Annotated in this window: 12 protein-coding genes and 2 tRNA genes; 2 read left to right on the forward strand and 12 right to left on the reverse strand. The window is 41.4% G+C overall.

The window, feature by feature from the left end:
- Positions 1 to 9: 9 nt before the first annotated feature.
- From argF to prfB, 10 genes are all read right to left on the reverse strand, one after another.
- The gene (gene argF, locus BrL25_RS08470; RefSeq protein WP_018669819.1) at positions 10 to 981 is read right to left on the reverse strand and encodes an ornithine carbamoyltransferase; all 972 of its coding nucleotides are present in this window, start codon (positions 979 to 981) and stop codon (positions 10 to 12) included.
- On the reverse strand, positions 926 to 4,165 hold the full coding sequence (gene carB, locus BrL25_RS08475) for a carbamoyl-phosphate synthase (glutamine-hydrolyzing) large subunit (RefSeq protein WP_018669818.1): 3,240 nt from the start codon (positions 4,163 to 4,165) through the stop codon (positions 926 to 928). Before carB ends, argF begins: the two co-directional genes overlap by 56 nt.
- Positions 4,158 to 5,264, reverse strand: a complete 1,107-nt coding sequence (locus tag BrL25_RS08480) for a carbamoyl phosphate synthase small subunit (RefSeq protein WP_018669817.1) — start codon at positions 5,262 to 5,264, stop codon at positions 4,158 to 4,160. The genes carB and BrL25_RS08480 overlap by 8 nt, the downstream gene beginning before the upstream one ends.
- Positions 5,265 to 5,425: 161 nt before the next feature.
- Positions 5,426 to 6,613, reverse strand: coding sequence for an aspartate aminotransferase family protein (locus BrL25_RS08485; RefSeq protein WP_018669816.1), 1,188 nt, complete (start codon positions 6,611 to 6,613; stop codon positions 5,426 to 5,428).
- A gap of 21 nt (positions 6,614 to 6,634) precedes the next feature.
- Positions 6,635 to 7,468, reverse strand: a complete 834-nt coding sequence (gene argB, locus BrL25_RS08490; protein ID WP_018669815.1) for an acetylglutamate kinase — start codon at positions 7,466 to 7,468, stop codon at positions 6,635 to 6,637.
- Between the two features lie 72 nt (positions 7,469 to 7,540).
- Complete coding sequence (gene argC / locus BrL25_RS08495; RefSeq protein ID WP_018669814.1) at positions 7,541 to 8,593, reverse strand: N-acetyl-gamma-glutamyl-phosphate reductase; 1,053 nt, start codon at positions 8,591 to 8,593, stop codon at positions 7,541 to 7,543.
- 122 nt (positions 8,594 to 8,715) lie between these two features.
- The gene (gene cccB, locus BrL25_RS08500; RefSeq protein ID WP_018669813.1) at positions 8,716 to 9,069 is read right to left on the reverse strand and encodes a cytochrome c551; all 354 of its coding nucleotides are present in this window, start codon (positions 9,067 to 9,069) and stop codon (positions 8,716 to 8,718) included.
- Positions 9,070 to 9,392: 323 nt separating this feature from the next.
- A tRNA-Leu gene (locus BrL25_RS08505) sits at positions 9,393 to 9,479 on the reverse strand.
- Between the two features lie 7 nt (positions 9,480 to 9,486).
- Positions 9,487 to 9,569: transfer RNA gene (locus tag BrL25_RS08510), tRNA-Leu, on the reverse strand.
- 148 nt (positions 9,570 to 9,717) lie between these two features.
- Positions 9,718 to 10,819, reverse strand: a protein-coding gene (prfB, locus tag BrL25_RS08515) for a peptide chain release factor 2 (RefSeq protein WP_236847642.1) whose coding sequence is annotated in 2 segments (ribosomal slippage) — positions 9,718 to 10,746 and positions 10,748 to 10,819 — 1,101 coding nt in all. Because the reading frame shifts where the segments join, the coding sequence is not laid out codon by codon here.
- A 195-nt stretch (positions 10,820 to 11,014) separates the two neighbouring features.
- Here prfB and BrL25_RS08520 point away from each other — a divergent pair.
- Together BrL25_RS08520 and BrL25_RS08525 are read left to right on the forward strand one after the other, a co-directional pair.
- The gene (locus BrL25_RS08520; RefSeq protein ID WP_018669811.1) at positions 11,015 to 11,755 is read left to right on the forward strand and encodes a response regulator transcription factor; all 741 of its coding nucleotides are present in this window, start codon (positions 11,015 to 11,017) and stop codon (positions 11,753 to 11,755) included.
- Positions 11,745 to 13,163: a HAMP domain-containing sensor histidine kinase gene (locus tag BrL25_RS08525; RefSeq protein WP_018669810.1), complete on the forward strand. Its 1,419-nt coding sequence runs from the start codon at positions 11,745 to 11,747 to the stop codon at positions 13,161 to 13,163. Before BrL25_RS08520 ends, BrL25_RS08525 begins: the two co-directional genes overlap by 11 nt.
- 11 nt (positions 13,164 to 13,174) lie before the next feature.
- Here BrL25_RS08525 and cls read toward each other — a convergent pair whose 3' ends face one another.
- Both cls and secA2 read right to left on the reverse strand, forming a co-directional pair.
- On the reverse strand, positions 13,175 to 14,629 hold the full coding sequence (gene cls, locus BrL25_RS08530; protein WP_018669809.1) for a cardiolipin synthase: 1,455 nt from the start codon (positions 14,627 to 14,629) through the stop codon (positions 13,175 to 13,177).
- 87 nt (positions 14,630 to 14,716) lie between these two features.
- Positions 14,717 to 17,191 (reverse strand): accessory Sec system translocase SecA2, encoded by a 2,475-nt coding sequence (gene secA2, locus BrL25_RS08535; RefSeq protein WP_018669808.1) that lies wholly within the window; start codon positions 17,189 to 17,191, stop codon positions 14,717 to 14,719.
- Positions 17,192 to 17,337 lie beyond the last annotated feature (146 nt).

The following is a 17,337-nucleotide window of genomic DNA, read 5'->3' on the forward strand; positions in this document are numbered from 1 at the left end:
ACAAGGAATTTACATTACAGAAGCTAGCAATGCTTTTTGTGCATGGAGACGATTTTCTGCTTCCTCAAACACCACAGAATGAGGTCCATCAATAATCTCTGCTGTCACCTCTTCACCACGGTGCACAGGCAGACAATGCATAAAGATATAAGATGAGTCAGCTCTTGCCACCAGTTTTTTATTTACTTGATAGGAAGCAAAATCTTTTAAACGTTGCTCATTCTCTTCTTCAAAGCCCATGCTGGTCCATACATCCGTGTAAATAACGTCTGCTTGATCAACAGCTTCATACACATCATGGGTCATCATAAATTTCCCACCATATTGCGTAGCATATTCCTCTACCTTTTCAACAATAGCTTTCTGCATCTCATATCCTGGAGGTGTAGCGACACGTACATCTAATCCGAGGATAACCGCCCCTAAGACAAGTGAATTCGCCACATTATTGCCGTCTCCAATGAAGGCTAGCTTAATTCCCTGCAATTTACCCTTGTGTTCTTGTATAGTTAAAAGGTCAGCTAAAGCCTGACAAGGATGATATAAATCAGTTAGCCCATTAATAACAGGTACACTAGCGTGCTTTGCTAGTTCTACCACATCTTCGTGTGCATGAGTCCGAATCATAATTCCATCTACATAACTAGACAAAATTTTAGCTGTATCTGAAATTGTTTCACCACGACCTAGCTGTAGATCTTTATCAGTCAAAAACAGACTACTTCCCCCTAATTGATACATACCAACCTCAAAAGAAACACGAGTACGGGTGGAGGATTTAGTAAAAATCATCGCTAACGTTTTCCCAGCTAATGGCTGATAGGCCTTACCGCTTTTTTGCATCGATTTTATTTGACTAGCATAATGCAGTAGTCCGAGTACCTCTTCCTTATTCCACTCATCAATCTGTAGCGTACTTTTTCCTCTATAGCGAGAGGGTTGAATGTCTGCATAGAGATCCAAGGTCTTCACAGGCTTCATTACTTTCGCTCTCCTTTTCTTGGTTGATTTGTAGGTAGGCCGCAAACGTCTCGACAACAGTGAACAACGTAATGCCATGTTGAACAGATAAGCTACGCAATTGAAATCCTTTACGTTCTGCCTGATTTCCTTTTGTAGCGGTTATTAAGGAGGTTTGAATTGCTCCTGCTTTCACCAATGCCATATAATCAGGTAATCCCCTACATATTTGTGCAATTTCAATGCCATTCTGAATCAAAAAATGAGCCGTCCCTTCTGTTGCATACAGGCGAATACCCAATTCGTTTTGTTCCTGGAGATAAGGTAGTACGCTTGCTTTGTCAGCATCGTTTAGCGAAAGAAATAGACCATCTCCACTAGCTAGTCGTTTATTCGTATGTTGCTTGTAGGTAAAGGCCTTACTTAATGCTTCCTTTACTGTTCTACCAAGACCCAGAATTTCACCTGTGGATTTCATTTCAGGTCCAAGTAAAGGATCAACTCCCACTAGCTTAGTTGAGGAAAACACAGGAGCTTTTACAACAAAAAAATCAATGTCTTGTGAAAGTCCAAGCCCATAGCCCATCTCCGCCAAGCGTTCCCCCAGAGAGGCTCGCACAGCCAATTCCACCATCGGAATATTGGTCACTTTACTCGTAATCGGCACTGTTCGTGAAGCACGCGGATTTACTTCTAATACATAGACATTTGAATCTTTTAGTACGAATTGAATATTAATGAAACCGATCGCTTGCATTTCCTTCGCGATCTTCTTGGTATAGTGAACTATCAGCCGCTTCTGTTGATCTGTGAGATTCTGGGCAGGAAACAATGCAATACTATCTCCTGAATGTATCCCTGCTTTCTCAACATGTTCAAAAATTCCGGGAATTAATACATCATAGCCATCGGATATCGCATCTAGTTCCACTTCCATACCCGCTATAAATTGATCGATCAACAAAGGGAAGCAACTGGTATCAACTTGTTCATCAATCCAGTCTTGCATGGCTGTACGTAGCTCGCTCTCATCATGCACGACCGTCATTCCCTGGCCTCCAATGACGTAGGATGGACGTAGCAGTACAGGATAGCCGATGCTAGTAGCAACATGAATCGCCTCTTCTGTGGAATAGACTCCCCTTCCTGGTATGTGGGGAATATTTAGCTTTTGGAGCAACTGATAAAAAAGCTCTCGATCCTCAACTCGCTTCATTTGCTCTAAAGCTGTTCCTAAGACTGTCAGTCCCGCTTCTTCTATAGCACTTGCCAAATTAATCGCGGTCTGCCCACCGAATTGGACGAGTACTCCAGCTACTTCTTCTTGCTTAGCTACATGTAACACATCTTCTATATGCAAAGGCTCAAAATAAAGATGGTCAGCCGTCTCGTAATCGGTACTCACTGTCTCTGGGTTATTGTTAACCACGATGGCTTTCAGCTTCTGTTTTTGCAAAGCTTTAGCTGCATGGACGGAACAATAATCAAATTCAATCCCCTGCCCAATACGAATGGGGCCTGAGCCTAGTACCAATATTTTTTTCGCGGATAACGATACTACCTCATTCTTGCCTTGCCATGTGGAATAATAATAGGCTGTCTTTGCATCAAACTCTCCCGCACACGTATCGACCATGTTATAGACCGGCATGAGACCCCATTGCTGTCGTTTTTTCCAGATTTCACTTACGGGGACCTTCATGATCCAAGCGATTGTCTGATCCGTAAATCCAATTTCCTTACACATACTCAGCTCTTCCATGCTTAATGTGTCTAAGCATGATGTTTCCAACCTTTTCTCCCACTGGATAATGGACTCGATATGATTTAAGTAGAAAGGGTCAATTTCTGTTTTCTCGTGAAGCTTTTGTAAACTCATACCACGTCGTAGCGCTTCTGCTACAGCAAATAGACGAATATCAGTAGCAATATCTAACACTTTCTCCAATTCCTCTGTGGATAGAGACGCTATATCCTTTCGGTAGAGATAATGACAACCAATCTCTAAAGAGCGGAGAGCTTTTAACAAAGCCGCTTCAAAAGTTCGAGCGATAGCCATCACCTCGCCGGTTGCTTTCATTTGTGTTCCTAGCTTGCGATCAGCTAATGGAAATTTATCAAAGGGCCAACGTGGAATTTTGACCACTACATAATCCAGTGCTGGTTCAAAGCTAGCATAGGTATAACCGGTGATAGGATTGAGTACCTCGTCCAGGTGATAACCCAATGCTAATTTTGCGGCAATCCTTGCGATCGGATAGCCTGTGGCTTTTGAAGCTAAGGCAGAGGAACGACTGACCCGCGGATTTACTTCAATTAGATAATAACGATCTGAATATGGATCTAATGCAAATTGAATATTACAACCACCCACTACACCTAACGCCCGAATTACCTTAGTAGAAACACTACGCAGCATTTGATATTGACGATCTGTTAATGTTTGAGAAGGTGCTACAACGATACTATCTCCCGTATGAACACCAACAGGGTCCATATTTTCCATATTACAAACGATAATGCAGGTATCGTTTGCATCTCGCATGACCTCATATTCAATCTCTTTCCAGCCTTTTACGCTCCGTTCCACTAACACCTGCTGAATCGGACTTGCCGCTAGTCCTTGTTCAGCGATCTGTTCGAGAGCCTGTTGATCAGGAGCAATTCCTCCCCCAGCTCCTCCGAGTGTATATGCTGGACGAACAATCACGGGATAACCAATCTGATTAGCAAATTGTAGAGCCTCCTGTACAGTACTTACTGTTATGCTTTCAGGAACAGGTTCATTAATGTGATTCATCATCCGTTTAAATAACTCGCGGTCTTCACCATTCTGTATAGCAGTCAAGGGAGTCCCAAGCAAAGCTACCCCATAACGCTCTAATACACCTGACTCAGCTAATTCCACTGCCAAATTGAGTCCTGTCTGACCGCCTAGTGTTGGTAGCAATCCATCTGGTTGTTCCTTTTGAATAATTTTTGTTATAGAAGCCACAGTTAACGGTTCCAGATACACCTTATCTGCGACCTGTGCGTCGGTCATGATAGTAGCTGGATTGTTATTTACCAACACAACTTCTACGCCTTCCTCTTTTAGTGAAAGACAAGCTTGTGCCCCAGAGTAATCAAACTCCGCTGCCTGCCCAATCACAATCGGACCCGAACCGATTACCAGCACTTTATGAATGTGTTGTTGTTTAGGCATAATGCTTCGCTCCTATCATTTGTACGGACTCCAAGAAGGTCACAATAATATGTGAGGTATCATCCGGTCCCGGATGTGCTTCTGGATGGAATTGAACGCTCATAATCGGCAAACAAGTATGTCGGATACCTTCCACACTGCCATCATTTACATTTCGGTAGGTGACCACTACGTTTTGTTTATCTAATCCCTCTTCCTTCACCACATAGCTATGATTCTGAGAAGTCATATATACTTTTCCAGTGACTAGCTCTTTTACAGGATGATTGCTTCCACGATGCCCAAAGGGAAGCCGCTCTGTCTGTCCCCCAAACATCAACGACAGCACTTGATGCCCCAAGCAAATTCCTAATGTCGGAAATGCTTCCGCCAATGTACGCCATTGCGGACAATATTTTCGTAATTGCTCAGGGTTGCCAGGCCCATTGGAGAAGACGATGCCATCTGGCTGCATAGCTCTAATCTCTTCCATGCGCGTCTGATAAGGTACGACCGTTACCTTGCATCCAAGCTTTAATAGAGATTGCAAAATCGAGTGCTTCATGCCCAAATCAATAACAACAATATGCTCGCCTTCTCCTCGATAGGTGATTGAGCGGGTTCTGGAAACATGCTCTACAAAGATTCGTTCCTCATGACGAAGCTTGTGCAAAGCGATCTCCTCTGCTGTCATAGGCTGATCAGCTAGCACACCATAAAGCAGACCACCCTGCCGTACCTTTTGTGTAATAGACCGCGTGTCTACTCCGGCTAATATAGGGAAGCCAAACTGCTTTGCAGCAGTATCTAAAGATATCTGGGAACGAAAATGGCTAGGTTTTTGACAAAGCTGACTGACAACCATGCCAGATATAGCAGGCTGAGTAGACTCATAATCGGTTTCATTAACACCATAATTACCAATCAATGGATAGGTGAAGGTGACGATCTGACCATAAAAGGAAGGATCGCTCATCACCTCCTGATATCCAGTCATTCCTGTATGAAAAACCACCTCGCCGTATGAAGCAAGTGGAGCTCCGTAAAGCTTACCTGTATATACTTCTCCGCTCTCTAACGTAAGAAACCCTATATTTTTGCTTTGTAAATACTTATCCACCCCAGCCAGCTCCTATCCTAAGAAAATTCCCAACAATCCCTCTTAATGAATATATATTCGTTATTTTTGTATAATAATACATTCACTCCAAAAAAAATGCAATGATTTTTCTGAATTAATTCAAAAATCATTGCAATGATTGCTTCTGATATGTGGTTGTACTACTTCTTTTTTGACTCCAAAATCTCTTTTAGCACTAGAATTAATTGGTCGATTTCTGACCTTTGGATAATAAGCGCCGGTAATAGACGGATAACATTTGGACCTGCTTGTAGCAATAATACGCCTTTTTGCTGAGCCGCTTTTAGATACACGCTAGCCTCACCAGTCATTTCTAAACCAATCATTAATCCTAGCCCACGTACTCCTTTTATTTGATCGGGATATTGTTTTGCTACTTCTTTTAGGGCATCAAGCAAGTACTCGCTCATTTCTTTTACATGGGATAAAATGTTCTGTTTCTCCATTTCCAAAAGGGTTGCCATTCCAGCTGTTGTAGCTAATTGGTTCCCCCCAAAGGTGGTTCCATGTGATCCTGGAGAAAAGGCCGTGGCTACCGCTTCGGTCGCTATCATTGCTCCTATCGGAAAACCACTACCTAATCCTTTAGCCAGTGTAACCACATCGGGAACGATTCCATAGTGCTGGTAGCTGAACCATTCTCCTGTTCGCCCAATACCTGTCTGCACCTCATCTATCATAAATAAGATATCATTTTGTTTGCACCACTCGTATAGTCCAGTCACGAAATCCACTGATGCTGGATGCACGCCACCTTCTCCTTGTACAAGCTCTAGCAATACTGCACACGTTTGGTTTGTAGTTACTTTCTTCACTGCTTCTACATCCCCATATGGTACAGTAATAAATCCAGCAGGTAACGGATTGAAGCCCTCTTTTACCTTTTGCTGACCTGTAGCTGTTAACGTAGCTAACGTTCTACCATGGAAGGACTGCTCAAACGTAATGATTTCGAACCGATTCTCATCCTTACTTTTTTGAGCATAACGTCGAGCTATTTTAATCGCCGCTTCATTCGCTTCCGCGCCGCTGTTGCAAAAGAACACTTGATCCAATCCAGACAGCTCAGTCAGTTTTTTTCCTAATTCCTCTTGCAGTGGATGTTGCGTTAAATTGGAGCTATGCCATAAGGTATCTAGTTGTTGATGTAGTTTAGCTGATACGGCGGGAGGACAATGTCCCAGCGATGTGACACCGATGCCTGATGTGCAGTCTACATACGCTTTACCTGTGTGATCCCAGACCGTAGTGCCGCTACCTTTGACAATCGTAACATCCCAACGTGCATAAGTATTCATCACATGCATTTTTTCTGTATAAACAGTCATGATTCCCTCTCCTTTTCCCTACTAAACTTTGTTAGAAATGAAAGCTTGTGAATCTTGTCCTCGTGACATCTCCGCTGAAATAGAAGTACCTACAGCCATTCCCTTTACTACACCATCAAGCGTTTCTGCCTCTCCCTTACAAATAACAACCTCCTGAACTCCCTGGGCAAGTGCATCTAAAGCAGCTTGAACTTTCGGAATCATTCCACCCGTAATGATTTGGTTCTTCATCATCAATTGGATGTCTTCAGTCGTAACAGTTGGTAGCAATTGTTTTTCTCCTAGCTCATTCTCTGCCCAAATCCCTGGTACATCTGTTAACATCAGCAATTGCTTCGCCCCTAGAGCAGATGCAATCGCCCCTGCTACTGTATCTGCATTGCAGTTATATCGTGTTCTACCATCCTCTGATACGGCAATAGGTGACACGACTGGAATATAGCCATTTGAAAGCAACAATTGAAGAGGAGCTTGATCTACCACAGTAATGTTTCCTACCAATCCTAATCCTTGCGTTTTCTCTACCGCTTGCAACAAGGAACCATCTACTCCACTTAATCCCCATGCTTTTCCACCTGCATGTAATAGCTTTCGAACAACCAATTTATTGATTGGACCACTTAATACCATTTCCACAGCTTGCATGGTAGGTTCATCCGTGACTCGCAATCCGTTAGAAAAGGTAGGTTCGATCTTCAATTGCTCTAGCATTTGATTTATCGCTGGTCCGCCTCCATGTACAATTACAATAGATCTTCCTTCCGCTTGTAGGGTAGCAAGCTTGTTGTAGAAAGATTCAGGCAATTGTTCCAGCATACTTCCACCGCATTTGATTACCATAACCTCGTGTAGCATCTTAAAAGTCTCCTATTCATAAGTAGTTGACCTAGAATACCTTACACTTCATTCAAGTTCTGTGCTTTACCACTACGGATAAAGGGCATGTATAGGTAAACCCAGCGTCTCTTCAAATCCAAACAACAAATTCATATTTTGGATCGCCTGACCCGCGGCACCTTTCACCATGTTATCAATGACAGATAAAACGATAATACGCCCCGTTCTTTCATCAAAATGAAGAGCTATATCGCAGTAATTTGTCCCAAGTACCTCTTTCGTGCGCGGATAGGACCCAAATGGTCTTACACGAACAAAAGGGGCGTCCTGATAGGCATGTTCATATAGCTTTTGTAAGCTTTCTACAGTAAAAGCTACATCCTTACTTTTATCTATACTAATATAACTAGTAGTCAAAATCCCTCTAGTCATTGGCACCAAATGAGGCGTGAACTGAATGGTTATGTCTTTCTCCGTCATTTGTAAAATTCCCTGCTCGATCTCTGGTGTATGCTGATGCTGTCCTACCTTATAAGCGTGAAAGCTATCATTTAATTCGCTATAATGCACACCAAGAGACGCTCCACGCCCAGCACCTGAGACTCCTGATTTAGCATCAACAATAATACTTTCAGGTTTAATCCAGTCTGTTTGAAGAACTGGTAGCAGTGCAAGTAGGGTAGCGGTTGGATAGCAGCCTGGATTAGCAACTACAGAGGCTTCTTTCAGTTTGGTTTTGTTCCATTCCGGCAAACCATAGACAGCCTGTTGCAAAACACCTTTCGTTGCTGGTGATTTTTTATACCATTCCTGATAAACCTCAGGAGATTGTAGCCTGAGATCACCAGATAGATCGATAACTTTCACTCCTCCCTTAATTAAAGCAGGTGTTATTTCAGCACTAACCCCAGCAGGTGTCGCTAAGAATACTACATCATTCTCCTGCGCAATCTTCTCTGACTGAATGCCTTGTAAAACAGGTAGATCTGCACTCTGCAAATGAGGGAAATATTCAGTCAATGATCTGCCTTCTGCTGAGCTAGAATAAAGACTATGTATGTTTATCTCAGGATGCTGCAATAAGATACGAATGAGTTCAATACCGCTATATCCAGTGGCTCCAATAATCCCAATACGTTTCATCGCTCTCACTCCTAGATTTTATGCATAAATATACATTAATAATAATAAAAATTCGGATTGATTACAATTATTATTTTTGTTTAAAAAGGATGAGACCCTCAGGACCTCATCCCATTTTATTTTTATTTCTTTTCTGCTAGCCAAGCTGCAATCGTTTCTGCATCTTCCCCTTTAGACATATTGGCTGGCATGCTACCTTTTCCATTTTTAATGATCTCTAAAATTTCATCTTTATTGTATTTACTACCTATTGTTTCCAAGGAAGGGCCTGTTGCTCCCTTCAAGTCCACACCATGGCAGCCAATACAGCTACTTTGTTTAAATTTTTCTTCTCCTGCTGATGCAGTCGCTGTATCTCCACTTGCCTTCTCTGCTGCCGGCTTTTCTTCAGGTGCTGGTTGTGATTGTTGTCCACCACAGGCTGTTAATCCCACAGCAAGAGCTCCTACCATCAATACAGTTGCTAAACGTTTCATTTTTTTGATTGCCTCCCTTTCTTTGCAACTAAAAATAGGTACAAACGAGCAGTAGACTATATAGCCATTACCGTTTGTACCTGTGTTACCTTTACTTCACTTACTTCTCTGTTTTTACCATTAGCTAAGCTACATCCAAATTGGTGTAATTTGCTAAATGTAGTATATCATAGTAGTATGCGTTTTCTTAGTTTCTGTATCAGTGTTCATAAGATTGTAAAACATTTTAGAAAAGAGCAATATATCAAAACTGTCAAATAAAAAACACAAAAAACATGAAAAAGCGCTTTTGCATATTTGCAAAAGCGCTCACTGTTCTTATATGGTGCCGAAGACCGGACTTGAACCGGTACGGGAATACTCCCGACAGATTTTAAGTCTGTTGCGTCTGCCTATTCCGCCACTCCGGCAAACAAATGGTGCGGGTGGAGGGACTTGAACCCCCACGGTCGCCCGCCAGAACCTAAATCTGGTGCGTCTGCCAATTCCGCCACACCCGCATCGTGTTGACTTCTATAGTCTAACATAGCAATCTGTGAAATGCAATACTTTTTCTATTTTTTATTTCTAAATTATTATCTAGCAAAAAAGAGACTGAAAAAATCTAGCATTCTTCAGCCTCTTCTTTTAAAGAAAAGTAATTGTTCTTTATTGTAATTGAAAGCGTAGATAAGCATCAATAAACGGATCAAGCTCTCCATCCATCACTGCTTGCACATTGCCTATCTCCATATTGGTACGATGATCCTTCACCATGCTGTAGGGATGGAATACATACGAACGAATTTGACTGCCCCAAGCAATGTCCTTCTGTTCTCCCTGAATCGAAGCTAGTGTTTTCTCTTGCTCTTGCTTTTGCAGCTCGAACAACTTGCCTAATAGCATCTTCATAGCTCGATCACGGTTTTTAATCTGAGAACGCTCCGCTTGACACGTCACAACTATACCAGTCGGCAGATGAGTAATGCGGACCGCAGAATCCGTCGTGTTGATATGCTGTCCCCCTGCACCACTGGCACGGTAGGTATCAATCTTTAAATCCTCGGTGCGAATATCTACTTCTTTATCGTTCCCAATCTCCGGTAATACGTTGCACGATACAAAAGAGGTATGACGACGCCCTGAAGAGTCAAACGGCGAGATACGTACTAATCGGTGTACTCCTTTTTCCGCCTTTAAATATCCGTACGCATTGTGTCCTTTAATTAACAGCGTAACACTTTTAATCCCTGCTTCATCACCTGGTAGATAATCCAACGTCTCTACTTTGAAGCCCTTGCGTTCAGCCCAGCGTGTATACATACGCAATAGCATAGAACCCCAATCCTGTGACTCCGTTCCACCAGCTCCTGGATGCAATTCCAGAATGGCGTTATTTTTATCATATTGATCGCTCAACAACAATTCTAGTTCAAAGTCCTCAAAGGTCTTTTTTAACTCCTGTGTACTCTCATACAGATCGGAAATAAGGGAGCTATCGCCTTCTTCAATCACCAGCTCTAGCATCATCTGTAAATCGTCATAGGAGGTGTCTAGGCGACCCATCGTATCTGTCAGACTTTTGATCCCATTAAGCTCTCCGATGGTTTTTTGTGCAGCATCATTATCATCCCAAAAATCTGGAGCTAACATCCGCTCTTCCAATTCACCTATACGCTCTAGCTTTTCTGGGAGGTCAAAGAGACCCCCTAATATCCGCCAGTCGTTTGGACAGACTAGCCATTTCTTGCTTTACATCAGCCACGTCGATCAATGCCATTCTATCTACTCCTTTAAAACTGATTTTCTTATTGTTTATTGTATCTGAAATTAAGACAGGTGCAAACTTCCTAGGTTTTGTTGAAGATGAATTTTTATCTATTTCCTAAAAATATCACCACGTTTTTCCAAAACGTGTAGAATAGTGAGTAGTGTTTTACTTATAGATTTAGCGGGGGGAAAGAGAATGAATCGGACAATCCTGGTTGCCGATGATGAGCAAGAGATAGTCGAATTACTACGATTATATTTAGAAAAAGAAAACTTGCGAGTCGTTGAAGCCTCAGATGGAGAAGAAGCCCTTCTCTATATTCAGAATCACTCAATAGACCTAGTTTTAATTGATATTATGATGCCTAAGCTTAACGGCTTGCATTTACTTACACAAATACGTCAGGACTACACGCTCCCCGTCATCTTCTTGTCAGCTCGCAGTCAAGATCACGACATTATTTTAGGATTAGGTATGGGGGCAGATGATTATATTACCAAGCCTTTTAATCCCTTAGAGGTCGTAGCCCGAATCAAAGCACAGCTGCGTCGTTCCTATCATCTGAATCCATGGAACGAGGAAGTAACACAGGCTTTGTCAATTCTTACTGTAGGAGATTTAACCTTACATAAAAACCAATGCATCTTATGTAGAAATCAGGTGGAAATTCCTCTAACATCAACCGAGTATAAAATGCTTCAGATGTTTATGGAACAGCCCAATCGTGTATTTACCAAACGCCAGATTTTTGAAAAAGTATGGGGCGATCCCTTTTACAGTGACGATAACACCATCATGGTTCATATTAGCAAATTGCGTGATAAAATAGAGCCGGACCCCAAAAAACCACTTTATGTAAAAACAGTTCGAGGTCTAGGCTATAAGCTGGTTCATTTTTCATCCGAACAAAGAAGGTCAGCTAACAATGAAACATAAAAAAATCCACTCTACTTTATTATGGAATTATAGCATCTTTATATTTATTATTAGCTCCATTTTAACTATAGCGCTCGGTTATCTAGTCTATCAAATAAACTCAAGCGTTGAACAAGGCTTATCTCCTATTTATCGAGCGAAGGACATCGTATCAGATGACTACGAAAATATTAGGGCAAATGCCATCTTGGAAAACGAAGGTTGGGTAGAAATCCTCAATTCTGACCGACAGATCATCCATGTTATCGGGGTGAAAATGGATTCGATCTATCATTATACGGAAGAGGAGCTATATCAGTATTTAGACAATACAGAGGAGCAACTCTACTATTACTCTATTTCACCATTTACTACCGAAAGTAATAAGAAATACATTTGTTTGGTTAAAATTCCACGAGATAGTATTAATATTGACATTCAATACTTTAAAAATTTTGACCACACAGTATCTCAAGTCAGCAAGATTATCCTAAAATCATGTTTGCTTCTATTTATACCGATTATTATTATCATATTGTTATATAGTCGGTGGACAGCTAGAAAAATCAGTGTACCTCTTCATACTATCACCATTGCCATTAAAAAGATGATTGACGGGGATTATCAAGCTCGTATTCATTTAAAGGCTGAAAGTGAATTTGGAAAAATCCGCGATGCATTTAACTTTTTGGCAGATAAACTAGAAGCTACCCGCGCCGAGAAGGAAAAATTGGAAGAAAGCAAGCAGCGTATGCTCATGGATATATCACATGATCTTAAAACACCTATCACAAGTATTCAGGGATACGCTTCAGCCCTACAGGATGATATGGTTGTGGATGAAGAGAAAAAAAGGCGTTATTTGCAGCTCATTTATAATAAGTCACAGAGTGTAAATGCTTTGATTAATTCTTTATTTGACTTCCTAACACTAGATGATGGTCAGTACCCCCTTTCCATTCGTACCTATGATTTATGTGAGTTCATTAGAGAGATTACGGTTGATTTCTTAGATGACATGGAAGAAAAACAATTTAAATTACATATTCAAGTTCCCGAATACGAAATTTTGTACGATTTTGATTATCGTCATATGAGTAGGGTAATTAGTAATCTGATCTCCAATACAATTAAATATAACCCAATAGGAACAAACGTCCGCATCGCTGTTCAGGAACAAAACGATTCTATCATCATTGAAATTGCTGACAATGGTACCGGCATTCCAGCTCATGTACAACGCCATATTTTTGACCCTTTCGTCAGAGGAGATCACTCGCGACAAACCGATGGGGGAACTGGCTTAGGCCTGTCAATCGCTCATAAGATTGTCCAATTACATGGCGGTCTGCTTGAATTGGATGAAAGCCCTTTAGAAAAAACGGTTTTTCGTATTACTCTTACCAAACAAAAAAGGAGCCCCGAGTAACAAATGGGCTCCTATAAAATTGCTGACAGTAACCGCGAGACAGATTCTTTTAATCGAATGGATAATGGACGTTGTTTATACTTTTCCAGTGTTAATTCAGATGATAGCTCTACATCAGCTAAGAAATGATTAGCCAGTTGTTTAGCTGTATGGGAATGGTAGACAAAAGCATTCACTTCAAAATTTAAGCGGAAACTCCTCACGTCGATATTAGCAGTTCCTACTGTGGAAAGCTTATCGTCTACGACAATTGTTTTAGCGTGCATAAAGCCATTCTCATAGGTATATACCTTTGCCCCAGCTCGTAATAACTCACCTGCATTTGAATAAGTAGCCCAATAAACAAAGGGGTGATCCGGTTTATTAGGGATCATAATTTTGACATCGACACCAGATAAAGCTGCAATACGCAAAGCATCCAGAATACTATCATCAGGAATTAAATACGGGGTCTGAATATACACATATTCCTTTGCTGTTAGGATTAATTTCATGTATCCATTCTTAATTTGCTCCCATCGTGAATCAGGACCGCTTGAAACAATTTGTAGCGGAATGTCTCCACGGGGATCAGAGGGAATTTGATAATAATTTCGAAAGGCCATATCTCGCCCAGATGCTTGCTTCCAATCTAGCATAAAGCGTGATTGCAAATCATCAACAGCAGAGCCTTCTATTCTTAGATGTGTATCTCTCCAATAACCGAAGGCAGGATTTTTGCCCAAATACTCATCCCCAATGTTAAAGCCCCCAATATAGCCAATCTCTCCATCAATCACAACAATCTTTCGGTGATTACGGTTATTAGCACGCAAATTTAATAGTGGAATCTTGGCAGGAAAGAAAGGCTCAATCTGTCCACCTGCTTGCCTAATTCGACGTACAAATCCCTTAGACAGCCAGCGTGATCCACTCTCATCAAATAGGACGCGAACCTCTATCCCCTCACGTGATTTTTCGCATAATAAATCAGCTAATCGATTGCCAAGCTCGTCACTTTTTATAATGTAATATAGCAAATGGACATGTTTGCTGGCCCGGCGTATATCTTCAAACAAACGTTCAAATTTATATAAGCCATCCGTAATAATCTCTACTTGATTATCTTGGGTCAGTAGTGCTTCATCATTGTTTAGATGCAAATACACTAGATCTTGATACTCTTTGCCAACAGGATCATGAAAATGGAGCTTCTTGGCTTTTAGCTGCTCCATCTGTTTAACTACCTCTCTCTTGATATAAGCATAGACATGTTTATCCCATTTAAAAATTTTCTTTCGGCTTAAATTTTGACCCAGCATAAGATATAAAACAAATCCAAGAACAGGAATAAACCATAGAATCATTAACCAGGCCCATGTAGAAACAGGGGTACGCCTTTCTAAAAAAACAACCACAATGGCAAACAAAAAGTTTAATAAGAATAAAATTTTTACGAGCCACGAGGTTATCTCTGCTGTTTCCATTGTCTCCCCCATTTCTAACTTATTGCTCTTATTATATGCGAAAAAAGCTGCCATTCAACTGAACAGCAGCTTTCTTCTCAGGCCTGTTTATTTTTTCTTTTTATCAGCACGGCGTTGTGCTCTGTTTTTTTGCTCAGGCTCAGATGTTCCAGCCTCATCAGATGGTCCGGATGTTTTTAACTTCTCAGCATCAATTACTTCCTGACGCTCTAGGTTTTGTCCTACTTCCGATTTCATGATATACAAGGATACTTCTTCCTCAATGCTTGCAATCATGCCTTGGAACATCTCATATCCTTCAAATTGGTACTCACGCAATGGATCTGTTTGAGCATAGGCACGTAGGTGGATACCTTGACGCAACTGTTCCATTGCATCGATGTGATCCATCCACTTACTATCAACAGCACGTAGAACGACCACTTTTTCGAATTCAGCCATCATATCGCCGATTTCTTCCTGACGTTGTTCCAATTGCTTAACAGCAATCTCTTTCAACATCTCCTCAATCTCTTCTGCTTCTTTTCCTTTCAGATTAGAAAGCGTAATCGCATCTTCGAACAAGAATGTACTTTGGCATGTTTCAAGTAGACCCTCTAGATCCCATTCCTCTGGAATCTGTTCTTTCGGGCAATAAGCTTGAACTACACGCTCAATCACGCTATTTACCATGCCCTCAACAATATCATGTAGGTTATCGCGTTCAAGAATCTCTTTACGCTGCTTATAGATAACTTCACGCTGTTTATTCATTACGTCATCATATTGCAAGACAACTTTACGAGCATCGAAGTTGCTACCCTCTACTCGTTTTTGAGCAGATTCAACCGCACGAGATACAAGACGGCTTTCGATTGGCATATCTTCTTCCATTCCTAGCTTATCCATCATATTCATGATGTTATCAGCTCCGAAACGTCGCATTAGCTCATCCTGTAGGGACAAGAAGAACTGAGAGGAACCTGGGTCCCCTTGACGACCTGCACGACCACGTAGCTGGTTATCAATACGGCGGCTCTCATGGCGCTCTGTACCGATAATATGCAAGCCACCTACTTCAGGTACTCCTTCACCCAATTGAATGTCTGTACCACGACCAGCCATGTTTGTAGCAATGGTTACTGCACCGAATTGACCTGCACGTGCAACAATCTCTGCTTCGCGTTCATGCTGCTTAGCATTTAGTACGTTATGTGGTACACCTTTTTGGCGCAATAGATGAGACAATTTTTCTGAGTTTTCGATAGAGATTGTACCAACCAGGACAGGTTGTCCTTTTTTATGGCGCTCCACGATCTCTTTTACTACCGCACGATATTTGGCATCCTCAGATTTATATATCGCATCCGCCATATCTATACGTTGGATTGGGCGGTTCGTAGGAATAACGACTACATCCAATCCATAGATTTTTTTGAATTCCTCTTCCTCTGTCTTAGCTGTACCGGTCATACCGCTCAATTTTTGATACATACGGAAGTAGTTTTGTAGTGTAATTGTTGCCAAGGTCATGCTTTCACTTTGTACTTTTAGGCCTTCCTTCGCTTCAATCGCTTGATGCAGACCATCACTGTAACGACGCCCCACCATCAGACGCCCTGTGAACTCGTCTACGATCACAACCTCGCCATCCTGCACAACATAATCAACATCACGTTTAAACAGAACCTGGGCCTTCAGAGCGGATGTAACATGGTGGTTAAGCGTAACATGGTTGGTGTCATACAAATTATCCACGTTAAACGCTTTTTCAACCTTGCTCACACCTTCATCGGTTAGAGTAGCGATTTTTAGTTTTTCATCGATGCTAAAATCCGTTTCAGGCTCTAGTCTTTTTACAAAATGGGAACAAATATAATAAAGTTCAGTAGATTTATTAGCTGATCCAGAGATGATCAGTGGAGTACGTGCTTCGTCGACTAAGATACTATCCACTTCATCAATGATTGCATAGTGCAAAGGGCGTTGCGTCATTTGCTCTTTATAAAGCACCATGTTGTCACGTAGGTAGTCAAATCCAAACTCGTTGTTTGTACCATACGTGATATCACAGTAGTAAGCCTCACGCTTTTGTTCAGCACTCATACCGTTTATGTTCAAGCCTACAGTCATTCCAAGAAATTGATAAAGCTCACCCATAATCCTGGAGTCACGTTCAGCCAAGTATTCGTTTACCGTTACAATGTGAACACCTTTCCCAGCCAAGGCATTCAAGTACGTAGCTAAGGTCGCTACAAGGGTTTTACCTTCACCGGTCTTCATTTCAGCGATACGTCCTTCTTGCAGGACCATACCACCAATTAGCTGTACATCAAAGTGACGCATCCCCAATACACGTTTGGAAGCTTCACGCACAACAGCAAAAGCTTCGTTTAATATATCATTCAGCGTTTCTCCCTTTTCCAAACGCGCACGGAATTCCGCCGTTTTTTCCTTTAATTGGTCATCACTAAGTAATGTTACTTGGGGTTCTAACGCATTAATTTTTTCTACACGCTTAACTAATTTCTTTAATTCACGCTCATTTGTATCGCCAAAAAGCTTTTTCACAAGCCCTAACATAGGGACACCCCTTCCACCGTTCCCCTAAGGGTACTTTCTAACAACCTATTTTACCAAATCTATATCAGTAAACACAAGTAAAGGAGTTGCCAATCGACAACCCCTTTACCACTTTTTGTATATATTTTTAAATTTTTAAATGATTG

The sequence above is a fragment of the Brevibacillus laterosporus DSM 25 genome, from assembly GCF_002706795.1.
GTDB lineage: Bacteria > Bacillota > Bacilli > Brevibacillales > Brevibacillaceae > Brevibacillus_B > Brevibacillus_B laterosporus.